17 protein-coding genes are annotated in these 17625 nt (G+C 68.9%); 5 read left to right on the plus strand and 12 right to left on the minus strand.

Going from position 1 to position 17625, the window contains the following annotated elements; all coding sequences use genetic code 11:
* Positions 1-39: 39 nt before the first annotated feature.
* The 7 genes from A3Q40_RS14165 to A3Q40_RS14195 all read right to left on the minus strand — a co-directional run bounded on the left by A3Q40_RS14165 (position 40) and on the right by A3Q40_RS14195 (position 6036).
* Positions 40-672, minus strand: coding sequence for a DUF305 domain-containing protein (locus A3Q40_RS14165; RefSeq protein WP_068103080.1), 633 nt, complete (start codon positions 670-672; stop codon positions 40-42).
* Between the two features lie 86 nt (positions 673-758).
* Positions 759-1190: a DUF6153 family protein gene (locus A3Q40_RS14170; protein ID WP_068103081.1), complete on the minus strand. Its 432-nt coding sequence runs from the start codon at positions 1188-1190 to the stop codon at positions 759-761.
* 83 nt (positions 1191-1273) lie between these two features.
* Positions 1274-1651 carry a MerR family transcriptional regulator gene (locus A3Q40_RS14175; protein ID WP_068103086.1) on the minus strand — a complete coding sequence of 126 codons (378 nt, stop codon included), beginning with the start codon at positions 1649-1651 and terminating at the stop codon, positions 1274-1276.
* A complete protein-coding gene (locus tag A3Q40_RS14180) occupies positions 1648-3132 on the minus strand; it encodes a SulP family inorganic anion transporter (protein WP_201132859.1) in 1485 nt (494 codons plus the stop codon). Before A3Q40_RS14180 ends, A3Q40_RS14175 begins: the two co-directional genes overlap by 4 nt.
* A 57-nt stretch (positions 3133-3189) precedes the next feature.
* On the minus strand, positions 3190-3807 hold the full coding sequence (locus A3Q40_RS14185) for a GntR family transcriptional regulator (protein WP_068103090.1): 618 nt from the start codon (positions 3805-3807) through the stop codon (positions 3190-3192).
* A gap of 28 nt (positions 3808-3835) precedes the next feature.
* On the minus strand, positions 3836-4816 hold the full coding sequence (locus tag A3Q40_RS14190) for a pyruvate carboxyltransferase (RefSeq protein ID WP_068103092.1): 981 nt from the start codon (positions 4814-4816) through the stop codon (positions 3836-3838).
* On the minus strand, positions 4816-6036 hold the full coding sequence (locus A3Q40_RS14195) for a CaiB/BaiF CoA transferase family protein (RefSeq protein ID WP_068103094.1): 1221 nt from the start codon (positions 6034-6036) through the stop codon (positions 4816-4818). The genes A3Q40_RS14190 and A3Q40_RS14195 overlap by 1 nt, the downstream gene beginning before the upstream one ends.
* A gap of 227 nt (positions 6037-6263) precedes the next feature.
* On the opposite strand from A3Q40_RS14195, the gene A3Q40_RS14200 reads away from it, so the two are divergent.
* The gene (locus tag A3Q40_RS14200) at positions 6264-7616 is read left to right on the plus strand and encodes a 2-hydroxycarboxylate transporter family protein (protein WP_068103096.1); all 1353 of its coding nucleotides are present in this window, start codon (positions 6264-6266) and stop codon (positions 7614-7616) included.
* 58 nt (positions 7617-7674) lie between these two features.
* Here A3Q40_RS14200 and A3Q40_RS14205 read toward each other — a convergent pair whose 3' ends face one another.
* On the minus strand, positions 7675-8961 hold the full coding sequence (locus A3Q40_RS14205; RefSeq protein ID WP_068103098.1) for an MFS transporter: 1287 nt from the start codon (positions 8959-8961) through the stop codon (positions 7675-7677).
* A complete protein-coding gene (locus A3Q40_RS14210; protein ID WP_068103100.1) occupies positions 8958-10562 on the minus strand; it encodes a class I adenylate-forming enzyme family protein in 1605 nt (534 codons plus the stop codon). The genes A3Q40_RS14205 and A3Q40_RS14210 overlap by 4 nt, the downstream gene beginning before the upstream one ends.
* A gap of 166 nt (positions 10563-10728) precedes the next feature.
* On the opposite strand from A3Q40_RS14210, the gene A3Q40_RS14215 reads away from it, so the two are divergent.
* The 4 genes from A3Q40_RS14215 to A3Q40_RS14230 all read left to right on the plus strand — a co-directional run bounded on the left by A3Q40_RS14215 (position 10729) and on the right by A3Q40_RS14230 (position 14409).
* Complete coding sequence (locus A3Q40_RS14215) at positions 10729-11340, plus strand: TetR/AcrR family transcriptional regulator (protein ID WP_068103102.1); 612 nt, start codon at positions 10729-10731, stop codon at positions 11338-11340.
* A 101-nt stretch (positions 11341-11441) separates the two neighbouring features.
* A complete protein-coding gene (locus tag A3Q40_RS14220) occupies positions 11442-12665 on the plus strand; it encodes an acyl-CoA dehydrogenase family protein (RefSeq protein WP_068103104.1) in 1224 nt (407 codons plus the stop codon).
* Positions 12662-13678, plus strand: a complete 1017-nt coding sequence (locus tag A3Q40_RS14225) for a phosphotransferase family protein (protein WP_068103106.1) — start codon at positions 12662-12664, stop codon at positions 13676-13678. Before A3Q40_RS14220 ends, A3Q40_RS14225 begins: the two co-directional genes overlap by 4 nt.
* Entirely contained in the window at positions 13675-14409 is a 735-nt protein-coding gene (locus tag A3Q40_RS14230) for an SDR family NAD(P)-dependent oxidoreductase (RefSeq protein WP_068103109.1), read from the plus strand. The genes A3Q40_RS14225 and A3Q40_RS14230 overlap by 4 nt, the downstream gene beginning before the upstream one ends.
* 90 nt (positions 14410-14499) lie before the next feature.
* On the opposite strand, the gene A3Q40_RS14235 is transcribed toward A3Q40_RS14230, so the two are convergent.
* From A3Q40_RS14235 to A3Q40_RS14245, 3 genes are read right to left on the minus strand one after another with little or no spacing between them, the layout of a single operon-like run.
* Positions 14500-15831 (minus strand): MFS transporter, encoded by a 1332-nt coding sequence (locus A3Q40_RS14235; protein WP_068103111.1) that lies wholly within the window; start codon positions 15829-15831, stop codon positions 14500-14502.
* Positions 15828-16367, minus strand: a complete 540-nt coding sequence (locus A3Q40_RS14240; protein WP_068103113.1) for a 3-isopropylmalate dehydratase — start codon at positions 16365-16367, stop codon at positions 15828-15830. The genes A3Q40_RS14235 and A3Q40_RS14240 overlap by 4 nt, the downstream gene beginning before the upstream one ends.
* Positions 16364-17623, minus strand: a complete 1260-nt coding sequence (locus A3Q40_RS14245; RefSeq protein WP_201132861.1) for a 3-isopropylmalate dehydratase large subunit — start codon at positions 17621-17623, stop codon at positions 16364-16366. The genes A3Q40_RS14240 and A3Q40_RS14245 overlap by 4 nt, the downstream gene beginning before the upstream one ends.
* Positions 17624-17625 lie beyond the last annotated feature (2 nt).

A 17625-nucleotide genomic window follows, 5' to 3' on the forward strand; every position in this document is an offset into this window, starting at 1 on the left:
CGATCGAATCGCTCGAATGGCTGTCGGCGGCGGGAGGTGTCAGCCCAGCAGTTGCTGCATACGAGCGATCTCCTCGTTCTGGGTCTCGACGATGGTCCGAGCCAACGCGACCGCATCCGGGTTCCGACCGTCCGCGATTTCCTTCTCCGCCATCGTCACCGCGCCCCGGTGGTGCTCGATCATCATCGTCAGCCACTGCCGATCGAAGTCCGACCCCGACGCGGCCATCAACGACTCCATGTCACCGTCGGTCATCATGCCGCTGCCCGACCCGTGGTCCATGCCGCTCATCGAACTCGCATCCGACGACGGCGCCGGCTGACCCCACTGCGACAGCCACGCCGAGAACTGGTCCATCTCGGGCTTCTGCGCTGCCGCGATCTCGCCGGCCAAGGCGATCACGTCCGGGTCGGTCGTGCGCCCCTCGACCATGTCGGCCATCTCGACGGCCTGTGCATGGTGCGGATACATCATCGTCGCGAACATGACGTCGGCGTCGGAGAAATTCGCCGCAGCATCCGCGGACGGTGCCGACGACTCCATCGCCGTGGCCGAGCCCATCGAGTGGCCCTCCATCGACGACGACGAACTGTCGTCACTACAACCGGCGACGAGGGCGACACCCATCGCCGCGGCAGCGAGAACGGTGGCAGTCCGGGTGGTGATGTGCATTGCAGTACTCCTGGGTGTGTAGGTGGAAGCAAGACAGGGTGAATCGACGTGCGATCCGCCGGAGCACGACGGCTCCGGTCTCCCTGTCACACCCGAAGAAGTACCGATTCGTCCAACGCGGACACCGCCCATGGCGGTGCCCGACCCGACCGGCCCATCACCGCAACCATGCGCGTGGACACCGGATCCGAGACCGGCAACGCGGTGACGACACCCGAGGGCATCGATATCGCGGACCAGGACACCGGCGTCGCCATGCAGGGATGCGTCATCGGATGGCCACCGGGACACGGCGTGGGTTCGACGACCACCGAGGACGACACGACGGGGTCGTGCGCCTCGCCGCCGTGATGGTCCGAACCGGTGACCACCGTCGATGCGGTGGCCGCGGCCATCGCCTGATGCGAGGCGGACGGAAACATCGGAACCGAATGCATCGAGAGCACACCCAGCACCGTGAGCACGGTCAGAACTGCGAGCGGGATGGTTCCGCGCAGTCGTCGACCGGTCGCCGTCATCTCTCCATCCTAACAAGGGATACCCCTGCGGGGTATGCGCCCGCGGGTCCGCGCACGAGCCTCCCGCAGGTCGACCGTGTCGGTCAGCGCGACTCGAGCCGCGCCAGCAGCTCGGTGAATTCCTCGGCGTAGGCGAGGCGCTTCCGCAGCGTCGCGCACCGTTCGTCGGCCCGCTCGCGGAACGCGGTGATGACGGCCGCGGCTGCGTCGAGGTCCCCCGTGCCGGCGGTGAGCGTGTCGGACGCCGCGAGGACCTCGGCCATCTCGGCGAGGGTGAACTCGAGCGGCTTCATGCGGCGCACGAGCAGCAGGCGGGCGACGTCGTCGTCGGTGTAGAGGCGGAACCCGCCGGCCGACCGCGCCGACGGCGTCACCAGGCCCACCTCGTCCCAGTGCCGCACCGTGCGCACGGACAGCTCGATGCGTCGGGCCACCTCCCCGATCTGCATGTGCTCGCTCATCCGCCCATCGTCCCCGTGAGCCGCGCGTGGCGATGGGCCGAGGCGGCGTTCGCACCGACGATGCGCACCGTGGTGCCGCGTCGGGCGTACTTGGCCTCGACGGCGTCGAGCGCGGCGACGGTGGAGGCGTCCCAGATGTGCGAGGCGGACAGGTCGATGACGACCTCCGCCGGGTCGTTCGCGTAGTCGAACCGATGCACCAGATCGTTGCTCGACGCGAAGAAGAGATCGCCGGTGACGGTGTAGACGCGGGTGCCGTCCGCGGTGTCCTGCGCAGTCACCTCGGTGAGATGCGCGACGCGTCGGGCGAAGAGCACCGTGGCGGTGAGGACGCCGGCGAACACGCCGTAGGCGAGGTTGTGGGTGGCGACGGTGACCGCGACGGTCACCAGCATCACCGCGGTCTCGCTGCGCGGCATGCGGCGCAGGGTCGACGGACGAATGCTGTGCCAGTCGAACGTCGCGACCGACACCATCACCATGACCGCGACCAGCGCCGCCATGGGGATGACGGCCACGACGTCGCCGAGTCCGACCACGAGAATCAGCAGGAACGTCCCGGCGAGGAAGGTCGAGATGCGGGTCCGTGCGCCGGACACCTTCACGTTGATCATGGTCTGGCCGATCATCGCGCAACCGCCCATGCCGCCGGTGAAACCGGTGACGACGTTGGCGACGCCCTGACCCCATCCTTCGCGCGTCTTGTCCGAGCGCGTGTCGGTGATGTCGTCGACCAGCGTCGCCGTCATCATCGACTCGAGGAGGCCGACCAGCGCGATCGCCACCGCGTACGGCGCGAGGATCGTCAGTGTTCCCGTCGTGAACGGCACATCGGGAATCAGGAAGGCGGGCAACGACGTCGGCAACTCTCCCTGGTCGCCGACGTCCGGGACCTGCCAGGCGAAGACGACGGTGGCCACCGTGAGCAGGACGATCGCGACCAACGGGCCGGGTACCGCCGTCGTCAGGCGGGGCAGCAACACGATCACGGCGATGCCGACGGCCACCATCGGGTAGACGAGCGCCGGGACGCCCAGCAGGTAGGGAACCTGCGCCGAGAAGATCAGAATGGCGAGGGCGTTGACGAAGCCGACCATCACGCTGCGCGGCACGAAGCGCATGAGCTTGGCGACGCCGAGCAGGCTCAGCACGATCTGCAGGACACCGCCCAGGATCACCGCGGCGATCAGGTAGTCGAGCCCGTACTCCCGGGCCAGCGGTGCCACCACCAGCGCGATCGCACCCGTGGCCGCGGAGATCATCGCCGGTCGGCCGCCGACGATCGCGATGGTCACCGCCATCGTGAACGACGCGAACAGCCCGACCCGCGGGTCGACGCCCGCGATGATCGAGAACGAGATGGCCTCGGGGATCAGCGCGAGCGCAACGACGAGGCCGCCGAGAACTTCGGTCTTCAGGCGGCGGGGAGAGCGAAGCGCGCCGAGGACGGACACGTCCGTGGCGGAGGGGGAAGAAGGCACGTAGGACAACTCTACCCTCACGTGAGAGTAGAGTTGACCACCGCGCGCCGTCGGACCCTACTGAGCGATCGCGCGGTGGTAGCCGAAACGGATGTGCGATCGCATCGCCGCCTCGACCCAGTCCTCGTCGCGTCGTGACAACGCGTCCACGATGTCCAGATGGTGCATCGCGCTGCGCCGCATCTCGTCCGGCGTGTAGTTGCGGAAATTCCGCGACACCACGATGGGTTTGACCAGGCTTCCGACCAGGTCTCGAAGCCGGGCGTTGGGGCAGTGGGAGAGCACCAGCGCATGGAACTCGTTGTTGGCGGCGGCGATGTCGGCGACGGAGGCCGACGCCACGACTTTCTCGTGCATGTCCTCGGCGGATCGACGGAGTGCGTCCACAGCGTCGTCGTCGACCGTGGCGGCGGCCAGTCTGGCCGCGTGCGACTCCATCAACGCCCGCGCCGAGTACAGGGCCGCGACGTCCTCCCGCGAGTACTGGGTGACACGCGCACCCTTGTTGTGCTCGACCGTGACGACCCCGGACGACGCGAGGCGCCGCAATGCATCTCGAATCGGCGTACGACTGACCCCGAAGCGCGCGGCCAACTCGAGCTCGTTGAGCTTCTGCCCGGGTCGGTAGGTCTCGGTGAGGATGAGATCGAAGATCGCATCGTCGAGATCGGTCACGTCGGGTCGCCCCTTGCAGTCGGACGCGTCAGCGCGTCACGGGTGGAGAGTCCGGCCAGCTCGCCGCGGCGAGAGCGTCGCGCGTACCCCCGCGGGCCACGAACGAGTATGCGGGAACGCCGGTGATCTCTGCTGCGCGGGCAACCACGTCGCCGTACCGCGCCTCGTCGATCCCGGTGTCGATGCCGAGGCCGTGCAGCAGGACCAGGAGGTCCTCCACCGCGGCGTTTCCCAGCACGGAGTCGTCACCGGGGAACCACAGGTCGCCGCCCAGCCCACCGAAGGATCCTTCGATCCAGTCGGCTCCTGCCGCCAGAGCGGCCAGGGCGTCGACCGTCGACAGCCCGTTGCGGTTGTGCAGGTGGACACCGATCGGAAGGCCCGGGTGCTGCGCACGGTAGCGGCGGACGCCGTCGAAGAACTCACCCGGAGTCTCCATACCCGTCGTCCCGGCGAGGTACAGGGCGTCCGCCCCGCCGTCGACGACCCGCTGAACGACACGGGCGAGGTCGGATTCGGGCACGACGCCTCGGCAGGGCGCGAAGAAGGCGGTCGCAACGGCAGCGACGGCGGTCTTGCCCGCGGCGTGCGCGAGCTCCACGGCGCTGTCGAACTCGGTGAGGAGACGGTCCGGCGTCGAATTCTGGTTCTTCGCGGCCATTCCCGGATCGACGGGCACGACCATGACCACCTCGTCGATCGCCGTGTCGCAAGCGCGTAGTGCACCAAGCAGATTGGGCACCAGAGCCCGATACCGCACACCGGGCCGACGGGGGGCCTGCGCGACGACGTCCGCTGCGTCGGCGAACTGCGGCAGCACCCGAGGATGGGCGAACGACGTGATCTCCACCGTGGTGACGCCGGCGTCGACGAGCCCGTGCAAGATTTCCAGTTTGGCGTCCGTCGGCACCACCGATGTCACCGCTTGCAGGCCGTCGCGAAGACCGACGTCGACGAGGTTCGCCCGAGTCGGCAGGCCGTCGATGGCCGACGCGAAGGAATCCGCCATCAGATGACGCCGTCCGCCGCGAGTCGAGCGAGGTCGTCGGCGTCGTAGCCGGCCACCTTGGTGAGGACCTCCCGGGTGTGCTCCCCGAGGGCGGGGCCGGGCCACCGGACGGAACTGTCGGTCCGACTCAGTCGAGGGAACGCGTTCTGCATCGGGACCGTGCCCAGGACCGGGTGTGCGGTCTCGACGATACTGTCGCGAGCCGCGAACTGCTTGTCCGACAACATGTCCGCGGGTCGGTAGATCTTCCCGACGGGCACCGCGTGGTCCTGAAGCAGGGATTCGAGCGCGTGCGCGTCGTACCGGACGGTGAAGTCCGCGACCATCGCGTCGAGTTCCTGCTGCCGCTCGCCGCGAGCAGTATGGGTTCGAAACCGGTCGTCGGTGGCGAGTTCCGGTTGCCCCATGGCGTCGGCCAGACGCGCGAAGACGGTGTCCTGGTTCGCCGCCACCAGGATCCAGGCCCCATCGCGGGTGGGATAGACGTTGCTCGGAGCGATTCCCGGCAGCGTCGCGCCACTGCGCTCACGCTGATAGTTGGCGACGACCCACTCCGGGACGATCGACTCCATGACACCGAGCACCGCCTCGTAGATCGCCGAGTCGACCACCTGTCCGCGACCGCTCCGCGTGCGTTCGTAGACGGCACCGAGCGTGCCGATCGCGGCGAACAGCGCCGCGAGGGTGTCTCCGATGGAGATCCCGACCCGCGACGGCGGAGTCGACGGATCGCCCACGACGTAGCGCAGCCCTCCCATGGCTTCACCGATGGATCCGTACCCGGCACGCGACGAGTACGGGCCCGTCTGCCCGAAGCCCGACACCCGCGCGAGCACCAAGCCCGGGTTGGCGCTCGACAACGTCTCGTAGTCCATCCCCCATCGCTCCAGGGTGCCCGGCCGGAAGTTCTCGGTTACGACGTCGGAGGACGCGATGAGTCGTCGAGCGACGTCCTGCCCGTCCGGGGTGCGCAGGTTCACGGTCACCGACTTCTTGTTGCGACCGACCACCGCCCACCACAGCGACTCACCCCGCGGCCGCGACTGGCCCCACTCCCGCATCGGATCGCCGGTGCCGGGCTGCTCGAGCTTGATCACCTCGGCACCGAGGTCACCGAGGATCTGTCCGCAGAACGGGCCGGCGATGAGCTGGCCCATCTCGACGACGCGGACGCCGGCGAGGGGTCCGGTGGCGGTGGGACGGGGGCCGTCAGCTGTCATGTCGCTCTCCTCGAGAAGGCGGGGACCGGAGTCGCCGGTCTGGGTTCGTCAGAATGTATGCAATCCGAGGCCTAAGCGCCAGCCATGATGAATTCGAAGCCTCGCATGCATACATTCGGTTGACGTCCGTGATCGGCGACACATACGCTCCTCGACGTGCCACGGACCACCATGGTGTCCGGAAGCGCTCGAACCACATCCGATCCCACGCACCCCGGAGGCGCGCCATGACCACCGCACGTGAGTCCGAAGCCGAATCCGAGTCGCCCGACGGCCCGCCCGCCTCCGGTCGGGACATGACCACCAGCCTCGGGCTGCCCTACACCTGGTTCGTCCCGGCCGCCGCAGTCGTCATGGTGATCGCCTACCTGGTCACCCCGTCCACAGGCATGACCGCAGGCTTCGCCATCACGATGGCGGCCGGCGGACTGCTGATGATCGTCGGCAACGCCATCCCGGGGCTGAACAGAATCGGCGGTGGCGTCATTCTTGCGATCCTCGCGCCGGCCGTGCTCTACGCCTACGGCCTGATGCCGGAGCACACGGCCACGGCGATCTCGGACTTCTACTCGCTGTCGTCCTTCGGCGAATTCGTGGTGGCGGCGCTGATCGTCGGCAGCATCCTGGGCATGAACCGCTCCCTGCTCATTCGAGCCGGTTCCCGCATCATCGTGCCGATCCTCGCGACACTCCTCTTGTGCTTCTCGCTGTTCGCTCTGATCGGGTGGGTGACCGGATACGGCGTGGGGACCATGCTCTTCTTCGTCGTCGGCCCCGTGCTGGGCGGCGGCGTCGCTGCGGGCGCGATTCCCATTTCCGAACTCATCGCGCAGAACAGTGGGGGCGACTCCGCCGATTACCTGTCGCAGCTGGTCCCGGCCGTCGTCGTCGCCAACGTCGTCTGCATCGCGGTGGCTGCGATGTTGGCCTGGTTCGGGCGCAAGCGGCCCGACTTCTTCCGCAACTTCAACGGCCGCGGCCAACTCGCGGTGACCGACAAGGCCTTGCCGGTTCCGATCGCGCGCAAGGTGGCGCCGGCGGATGCGGTGCACAGCACGGTGGTGGGATTGTTCGCCGCCGGCGCGCTGTTCATGGTCGCCGACCTGATCGCGAGCGTCGTGCCCTCGGTGCACACGTACGTCTTTCTCATCCTGCTCTGCGCTGTCCTCAAGGTGTTCGTCCCTCTGCCGGAGAGCATCGTTCAGGCCGCCGACCTCTGGTACCGCCTGGTGGCGGCCGCGTTCATTCCCGCCATCCTGGTGTCGGTCTCCATCGTTGCCATCGACTTCCAGGAGGTGATCACCCTCGTGCACGACCCGATCTACATGATCTCGACGGTCGCGGTCGTACTCGTGGCCGCCCTCGCTGCGGGCATCACCGGGTGGCTCATCAAGCTGAACTTCATCGAATCGTCCATCTCCGGCGGGCTGGGTCTGGCCGACTTCGGTTCGAGCGGTGACCTCGCCGTCCTGGGCGCCGCCAATCGACTCGAACTGCTCCCGTTCTTGTCGATCTCCTCCCGAATCGGCGGTGGACTCGTGGTGCTCATCCTGTCGCTACTGGGCCCGTTCGTCCTCTGACCCGCAGACACGAGAAGGGACCTGCGTCGATCACCGACGCAGGTCCCTTCTCCTTCGCTCACACGTCGGCGAGCGCGACCCCCTTGGTCTCCTTCATGAACCACGCCGCCACGCCGGTCAGAGCGGCGAGCGCCATGATGTAGACGCCGAAGACCCAACCCAGGTCGAGGTTGAGCAGCAGCTGGTTCAAGTACGGCGCCGTGCCACCGAAAACGGCCACGGAGAACGAGTAGGCGAAACCGATGGCCTGCGTACGCAATCGGGTGGGGAAGCTCTCCGACAAAGTGGACGAGAGGATCGATGCGGGAGCGGCGACCACCAACAGGGCGGCGGTGGTGGCGAGCAACAACGTCCATCCGTCGTCGGTGATCATCATCGTCAGCGGCACCTGCAGAGCGAACATGCCGACGGCGAACGCGGCGAGCATCGGGCGACGCCCGATCGAGTCCGACAGACGGCCGAAGAACGGCAGCGAGATCAGCGCGATCACCTGAGCGATCACGAGCATCCAGTACGCCGTGTCGGGATTCATTCCCTTCTGCGTGATGGCGTAGGTCGAGACGTACGACGTCCAGGTGTAGTGCGCGGCGGTGATTCCCGACGTCATGCCGATCATGAGCACGATGGCTCGCACCACGGTCCGACGGGGGATCGGCGTCGCCTCGGTGGCCGCCTGCTCGCCGTGGAACACGTCGGACTCGTCCATGCTGCGTCGCAGGTACAGCGCAACGAGCGCGAGAACGGCGCCGAGCAGGAACGGGATACGCCAACCCCACTGTCCAACAGCCGATTCCGACAGCGTCGAGGTGATGACACCACCCAGCGAGTACGCGATCACCGATCCGCCGAAGATCGCGATGAACGCGACGCTGCCCCACATCCCACGGCGGTTCGCGGGCGCGATCTCTCCGACGTACGAGTACGCCGTGGCGGATTCGCCGCCGTGGGCGAAGCCCTGCATCACGCGGGCGAGCAGCAACAGGACCGACGCCCACGCGCCGACCGCGGCGTAGGTGGGCATGATGCCGATGAGCAGACTGCCCGCCGCCATGGTCAGCATCGTGGTGACCAGCACGAACTTTCGGCCACGCTTGTCCGCGATACGCCCGAAGACGATGCCGCCGAGCGGCCGCATGAGGAACCCGACGGCGAACACCGCCAGGGTGGACAGCAGCGCCGAGACGGGATCGCCCTTGTCGAACATCGCCGCGGCGATGAAGGGAGCGAACACGGCGTAGGCGCTCCACTCGTACCACTCGAGCACGTTGCCGACGGCACTGGCCAGCAACGACTTCTTGCGCGAGGCGAGAGTGGGCGCCGGGGGCGCCGAGGAACTGACGGTCATGACGACTCGCTTCCGGTGCGGGTGGGGAGGGCCCGGTCCGCGAGTGCGGCCCGGCGAATCTTGCCCGTGAGGGTCTTGGGGAGATCGGTGACGACGTGAACGGTGCGGGGGCGCTTGTACGCGGCGAGCCGGGACCGGGCGAACTCGACCAACTCGTCGCCGGTCGCGGCCACGTCGGCTCGCAGGGCGACGTACGCCACGACGGACTCGCCCTGGTAGTCGTCGGGTCGCCCGACGACCGCGGCTTCGAAGACGGCGGGGTGCTCGTAGAGCACGTCCTCCACCTCGCGCGGCCACACCTTGTAGCCGGACACGTTGATCTGGTCCTTCAGCCGGTCCACGAGGTAGACCCACCCGTCGGCATCGATCACCGCGACGTCGCCCGTACGCATACGGCCGCCCGGCATCGCAGAGGCCGTGGCGTCGGGCTTTCTCCAGTATCCCGAGACCACCTGCGGCCCCGCGACTTCCAGCTCGCCGGGAACGCCGGGCGCGGTCGGGGCACCGGAGTCGTCCACCGTGCGGACCTGCGCTCGGGGCAGGGGCCGGCCGACCGAGAGGGAGCCACTGCCCGGATCCACCGGCGCGCGCTCCCCCGGCGGCACCGCGATCACGCCGGCCGTCGTCTCGGTCATGCCGTACGCGTTGTGGATGTAGTGACCGAACCGCTCCTCGAATGCGGCGACCGTCGCGGGTGGGATGGGCGCACCACCCGAATACACCGTCTCGAGAGAAGCGAAATGGGACCGCGTCGCGTCCGGGTGGGCCGACAATGCGTTGAAGACGGTGATCGAGCCGATCGTGTACGTCACGCGGTGCTCCACCAGGGCGTCGAGGGTGACGCCCGCATCGAACCGTCCCGCGAACACCAACGTCGTGTCTCGCACCAGCGCGACCGCCGCGTTCAGGACGGCACCCGTGATGTGGAACAGCGGCGCGGCGGCGAAGACCACCGCACCGTCCCGTACGCGCGCACGGTCGCCGAAGTCGGTGGCGGTCGCGAGCAGGTTGGCGTGAGAGACCATGGCGCCCTTGGGCGGTCCCGTGGTCCCGGAGGTGTAGGCGAGCAGGGCCACTTCCTCCGACGCCGGATCGGGTCCGTTCGGCCGGCCCGGCGCCACGGCGGTCAGCAGGTCGTCGTCGCGCGGCTCGGATGCCGGCCGGGTGAACACGCGCTCGTCGTCCCGCGTCTGGAAGTCCCGCGCGTTCACGCTGAGGACGCCCCGCACCGTCGTGTCACGGCATTCCGCGAGCAGGGCGTCGGCGTCGTAGTCGGCGCACACCAGCAGCACCGGCTCGGAGTCGTCCAGCAGCACCCGCAGTTCGCGTCCTCGGTACATCGGGTTGACCAGCACGGCCGCGGCGCCGAGCTTCCAGATCGCGAGGAACAGGAGTGCGTAGTGGGGCACGTTCTGCAGGTGGAGCGCCACCCGGTCGCCACGCACGACGCCGCGGTCGGCCAGCGCCGCAGCGATGCCGTCGGAGAGGTCGTCGACCTCGCCCGCCGTGAGCACGGCGTCGAACCAGGCCAGCGCCGGCGCGTCCGGATGCCCGTCCACACGTCGACGCCAGGCGTCGATCACCGTCCCGTTCGTCTGCATCCACGCACCGACCCTTTCGTCCTTCGCGCGAACGGACCGCCCCGACGACAGTCCGATCCCGACCGATCACTCGCTCGGGATGCTGAGTGTCACGGATCACACGTCGGGGTGTCAACCCGTCCGATCGGCGAACCCCGCCGGCCGTGACCCCTCTACGCTCGACGCCATGACTGCCGACGGGTCCTGGCGCACCTACGAGGGCGAGGCGTTTCCCCCGGTCCTCACCGCTGCCCTCTCCGCGTTCGTCGACCAGGGCTACCACGGCACCTCGGTACGGGAAATCGCTTCTCGGGCAGGCCTCTCCGTTCCCGGCCTGTACCACCACTACCCCTCGAAGCAGGCGATGCTCGTCGGCATCACGTCGAGCGCCATGGCCGAATTGCTCGATCGGTCCTCCCGTGCCGAGAGCGAGGCCGGCCCGGCACCGGCGGACCGATTCGACGCCGTCGTCGAGTCCCTCCTGCTTTTTCACGTCCACCGTCGCGATGTGGCGTTCGTCTGCTCGACGGAGATCAGGAGCCTGGACCCCGCCGAGCGTGAGGCGTACGTGGGCCAACGCGACGCCCAGCAGCGCATGCTCGACCGCATCGTGCTGGACGGTGTCGATGCCGGCGTCTTCGGCACCGCCCACCCGCTGGACGCCAGCCGCGCCGTGACGACGATGTGCGTCGGCGTGGCCACCTGGTACCGCCCCGGCGGCCGCCTCGACCCCGCCGCCCTGGTCGACGTCTACTCCGAGCTCGCCCGAGGGACGGTGCAGGCGACGGCCCGGCCCTGACCGTCGCCGAGCCTTGACCCAGCCCACCGCGTCTGCCAGTCTCGAAGGCACCGAGCGAGTGATCGGTCGGGACCCTGAACGGCGACGAGAGGCGACCCACCGTGGCGATCGACCTGACCTACGACCCCGACGTGCGCGGCTGGATCGACCGCACCCGGACGTTCACCCGCGAGCACGTACTGGCGATCGAGGACAAGTTCCTCGGCGACGCCACCGCAGCCGGCGGCGACGACCTGCGCCGCGAATTGCAGAGCGCCGCCCGGGAAGCGAACGTCTTCGCCCCGCACGCCCCCGTCGAGTACGGCGGCGGCGGGCTGTCGATGAGCGACCGATCGCCCGTGTTCGAGGAAGCCGGATATTCGCTGTTCGGTCCGATCGCCTGCGGCATCGGCGCACCCGACGAGGGCAACGTCCACCTCCTCGCCCACGTGGCGTCGGGACCGCAGAAGGAGCAGTTCCTCGCCCCGCTGGCCCGCGGCGAGGTGCGCTCGGCCTTCGCGATGACCGAGCCCGCGCCCGGCGCCGGGTCCGACCCGTCGGCCCTGACCACCGTGGCCACCCGCACCGGCGGCGGCTGGACCGTGGACGGCCGCAAGTGGTTCATCACCGGCGCCGACGGCGCGGCGTTCTTCATCGTCATGGCCCGCACGTCGGGCGCCCCCGGCGACCGCGGCGGCGCCACGATGTTCCTCGTCCCCGCCGACACCCCGGGCATCACGGTGGGCCGCCACATCGGCACTCTCGATCGCGCCATGATCGGCGGACACTGCGAGGTGACCTTCGACGGCGTCTTCGTGCCCGAGGAGAACGTCCTCGGCGCCGTCGACGAGGGGTTCACCTACGCGCAGGTCCGACTCGGCCCCGCGCGCATGACCCATGTCATGCGCTGGCTCGGCGCCGCCCGCCGCGGGCACGACGTCGCGGTGGCCCGTGTCGCCGAACGCGAGGGCTTCGGCCAGCGACTCGGTGATCTCGGCATGGTGCAGAAGATGATCGCGGACAACGAGATCGACATCGCCGCGACCCGCGCGCTGCTCACGCAGGCCTGCTTCGAACTCGACCGCGGCAACCCGGCGAGCAACGAGACCTCGATCGCCAAGACCTTCGCCGCCGAGGCCGTGTTCCGCATCGTCGACCGTGGCATGCAGATGTGCGGCGGCATGGGGGTGTCCGACGATCTCCCCCTCGCCCGACTCTCCCGCGAGGTTCGCCCGTTCCGGGTCTACGACGGCCCGTCCGAGGTCCACCGCTGGGCCATCGCCAAGCGCGCTGTCGGGGCCGCGCGTCGGGCCGCGGCGGCCGCCTCGCCCGCGGTGCAGTCGTGACCGTCGACACCGGAGCACTCGCGACCTTTTTGCGCGACAACGGTGTTCCGGTCGCGGGCGAGCTTCGCGTCGACCGCATCAGCGGCGGACGATCCAACCTCACCTTCCGCGTGGACGACGCCGAGTCCTCCTGGATCGTGCGGAGGCCGCCGACGAGCGGTCTCACCCCGTCGGCGCACGACATGGCCCGCGAGTGGTCGGTGACCAGCGCCCTGCAGTCGACGGACGTCCCCGTCGCCGGCGCCGTCGCGTTCGATGCGGATGGCCGCGTGCTCGGTGCCCCGATGACCGTCGTCGAGTTCGTCCCCGGCCGCGTGGTGCGGACGGCCGACGACCTGAACGACCTCACCGACGCCGAGGTCGCCGCCAACGCCACCGAACTCGTGCGCGTTCTCGCCGCCCTCCACGCCGTCGACCATCGGGTGATCGGACTGAGCGACTTCGGGCGGCCCGACGGGTTCGTCGCCCGCCAGGTGGCCACGTGGGGTCGGCAGTGGCAGCGGGTCAAGACCCGCGACCTCGCCGACATCGATCGGCTGCAGGCGGTGCTGGCCGAGTCGGTGCCGGCGCGGTCCGACGCCGCGATCGTGCACGGCGACTTCCGTGTCGACAACGTCATTCTGGACCGGTCGGACGCCGGTCGCGTTGCCGCGGTGGTCGATTGGGAGATGTCCACGCTCGGTGACCCGATCACCGACGTCGCCCTTCTCTGTGCGTACCGTCGGCCGATCTTCGACACCGTGCTCGGTGTCCCGGCCGCAGCATGGACGTCGCCGCGTTATCCCTCGGCCGACGCTCTCGCCGAGGAGTACGCCGCCGTCTCCGGTCGGGATCTCGGCGACTGGCCGTTCTACCTGGCGCTGGCGAACTACAAGATCGCCGTCATCGCCGAGGGCATCACGCACCGCTCGCTCGCCGACGGAGGGTCCGACGAGTCCGCCACCGCCGCAGCCGAAGCCACGGCCGAGTTCGCGGCCGCCGGGTTGCAGGCGTTGGCCGGGGTGTCGCGATGACGCGGGCTGCGCTGGTCACCGGTGGGTCGCGAGGTATCGGTCTGGCCGTCGCGCGCCGACTGGCGTCGCAGGGCTGGTCGGTGCTGCTCACCGGGCGCCGCCAGGACACGCTCGACGACGCCGCGGCGACGGTTCGTGGCGACGGCGCCGCGGAGGTCCGCACGGTGGCCTGCGACATGGCCGACCCCGACGTCGCCGACGTTCTGGTGCGCGAGTTCGCGCAGCTCTCCCCCACCATGGACGCGCTCGTCCTGAACGCGGGTGTCGGGACCGCTGGTCCGATCGAGTCGTACTCGACGACGCGGTTCGACAAGACGGTGGACGTGAACCTGCGTGCCCCGTTCCGCATCCTGCAGGCGTCGATGCCGTTGCTGCGCAGCGCAGCCGAGGCCGACCCCGCCCGCGGCGCCAAGGTGATCGCCCTGGCCTCGCTCGCCGGGGTGTACCCCGAGGCCGGCCTCGCCGCGTACGGGGCCACGAAGGCCGCGCTGCTGTCGCTGATCGACACCCTGAACGCCGAGGAAAGCGGCTCCGGCATCACCGGTACCGCCATCGCCCCCGGCTACGTCGACACCGACATGAGTGCCTGGATCGCCGACCGCATCCCGCCCGACACCATGATCGCGGTGAACGACCTGGTCGAACTGATCGACGGCGTCCTTCGCCTGTCCCCTCGCGCGGTGGTGTCGCGGATCGTCGTCACCCGGGCCGGGGCTGGTCTCGGGGCCTGACGCACGACATTCCCGCGGACCGTTCCTGCTCCTGCTGACAATGCATCCTCAGCAGGAGCAGGGATCGTCAGCGGGAATGGACTCCCCCGGTCACACCGGCAGCGCGCTCCGCGAGGTCTCCTTGATGGTCGACACCGTGATCACACCGATCAGGCAGACGCCGACCACCCAGAACGCCGGCGCCATGCTGTTGCCCGTCGACTCGACGAGCTGCGCGGCGACGTACGGCGCCGTTCCACCCGCAGCGATCGTGCCGATGTTGAAGCCCAGGGACACCCCGGTGTAGCGCACCGCTCGCGGGAACAGTTCGGTGAACAACGGGAACGCCGGCACCTGCACGATGCCGTTGAGCACCATGTAGACGAAGTACACGAGGCCGACCACCAGGATGCTGCCGGTGGCGCCGAGAATCATGAACGCGGGGAACGCGAGCAGCACGTACGCGACGTACCCGGTGAGCAGCACCGGCTTTCGGCCTAAGCGGTCCGTGGCCGCACCCGCCAGGGGGAACGTCGCACACGCCAGTGCGATGCTGACGGCCGAGGTCCAGTAGACGGCGTCCTTGGAGAAGCCCAGGTCCTTGATGAGGTACACGCTGAAGTACGTCAGGCCGATGTAGCCGGACCCGTTCATGGCGATCGCGATCCCCACTACTCGCAGCACCGACCACGGGTTTCGCTTCACGACGTCCCCGAGCGGGCTCTTGACCACTTCCTGCCTGTCCGCCATCTCCTCGAACTCGGGGGTGTCCTCGAGCTTCAGTCGCACGCGCAGGCAGACGTAGGCCAGCGGCAGCGCCAGCAGGAACGGAATGCGCCAACCCCAGGAGGCCATCTGCTCGTCGGTGGTCACCAGCGTCACGACACCGACCACCGCGGCGGCCACGGCGAATCCGAGAGTGGACCCGACCGGCGTGAAGGACCCGAAGAATCCTCGCTTGCTCGGTGGTGCGGACTCGGCGATGTACGTGGCGGCGCCGCCGATCTCACCACCGGCCGAGAATCCCTGCGCCAGTCGGACCGCGACCAGGAGGATCGGCGCGAGCACGCCGACGGACGAGTGCACCGGCAGCAAACCGAGAATGCCGCAGGCGACACCCATGCTGACGACGGTGATGACCAGCGCCCGACGACGTCCCCGGCGGTCGCCCAGCCGACCGAAGAAGATGCCGCCCAGCGGACGGGCGACGTACGCGACGCCGAACACCGCCAGCGTGGCGAGGATGGAGACGCCGGGTGAGGTCGACGGGAAGAACAGGGGCGCGATGACCACGGCGAGGAAGCCGTAGACCGCGAAATCGTAGTATTCGATCAGGGTTCCGACTCCGCCGGCGATCGCCGCACGGCGGGCCGTCGCGGTCGACGCACCCTGCTGCCGCCGGGCGCCGTCCGGGACGTGACGCTCGTTCTCGACATCGGTCATGCTCGTGGTCCTTGCTGTGCGGAGGAATGTTCGTGCAGGAGAAGCTCGTAAGCGCCGCCGGCCTCGATGACCGCGACGGTGCGGGCCGACGGCGGGGAACCCACCACGACGGTCCCGTCGGCGAGGGCGACCGTCGCAGCACGCCAGTCCACGGTCACCGCGTCACCGGTGACGACGGCCGTCGAGATACCCGGAACCGTCAGGAGCGGCATGCCGTTGAAGGTCTCGCCCCGCCAGAACCCGGGTGAGAAGGACTCGGCGACCACCGCGGCGATCCCGAGATTGCGGAGCGCCACCATCGGCGGATAGTGCGGATGGCCGTACCCGAAATTGCGACCGCCGACGACGATGTCGCCCGGACGCACCCGATCGACGAACGTCGGGTCGAACTCGGCCATGCACACCGAGCGCAGATGATCGGGGTCGTAGCTCTTGATGTTGGCGACGCCCACGACCAGATCGATGTCGAAGTCGTCGCCGAACACCCAGGCGACCGACCCGCGGACGATGTCCGGTGGCGGCGGATACGCACTCATCGTGTGCTCGCTTCCTGGATCGACCCGGCGACGGCGCTTTCCGCGACGGTGAACGGAGAGGCCATGTAGATGTTGGCGTCGACGCTGCCCATGCGGCCGGAGATGTTGAGAACGCCGGTCGAGATGCAGTTCTCCCCGGCGGCCAGCGGCTTCTGGTAGCCGAAGCAGAAGTCGCAGCTCGACCGCACGATCGTGGCTCCGGCGGATCGGAGCACGTCGAGAATGCCCTCGCGCTCGGCTTGATCGTGCACCGCGGACGACGTCGGCACCACGTTCAGTTCCACGCCCGGCGCCACCTTGCGACCGTCGAGAACGAGCGCCGCGGCGCGGAGGTCCTCCATGCGGCCGCTGGCACAGGAACCGATGAACGCTCGCGTGATGGGCGTTCCCGCCATGGTCTTCGCCGTCGAGGTGTTGGCTGCGCGCGCGGAACCCGGTTGCACCACACGGGGAACCACCGCTCCGAGGTCCACGGTGTGCACGGCGGCGTAGGTGGCGTCGGCATCCGGATACACGGGATCGAACGGGGTCCGAGCGACCGCAGTCGAGTACGCCAGCGACGTCTCGTCCGGCTCGAAGATCGCCGACACGGCGCCGGTGAACATCGCCATGCCACAGAGCCCCTGGCGGTGGTCGATGCTCATGGCCCGTGCCCCCGGGCCGCCGAATTCCATCACCTGATGCGCGCATCCGTCTGCGCCGACGAGGTCGATGATGGTGTGCACCAGATCCCGGCTGTCGACTCCGGGCGCGAAGTCGCCGATCAACTCGAACCGCGTCGTCGCCGGCACGTCCACGTGCACCCGCCCGGTGACCCAGGCCTCGATGAGGTCACGTCGGATACCCCATCCGAGAGCGCCGAACGCGCCCACACCGCTGATGTGGCCGTCGAAATGCACGAGGAAGTCTCCCGGCGGCGCGAGTCCGAGTTCGGCGGTCAGCTGATGACCGATGCCTCGACCGACGTGCAGTTCGATGCCGTAGAACTCACACCACCGTCGGGTGACGTCGTGCACCTCGTCCTCGCGGGCGTCGCCCTTGGTGAGCATGTGGTCCACGAACACCACGTAGCGCTCGGGGTCGGTCAGGGACGTGATGCCGAAATCGTCGTGCATCTGACGGAACATGACATCGGTGTAGCCGGGGAAGTCGTACGCGATCATGCGCGACGGGGCCACCGCGTGATTCTCCCCGGCGCGCACGGTGTCCGGCCCCGCCGCCCGCGCGAGGATCTTCTCGGCCATCGTGAATCCCATCG

This window comes from Rhodococcus sp. PBTS 1 (assembly GCF_001620025.1).
GTDB lineage: Bacteria > Actinomycetota > Actinomycetes > Mycobacteriales > Mycobacteriaceae > Rhodococcoides > Rhodococcoides kroppenstedtii.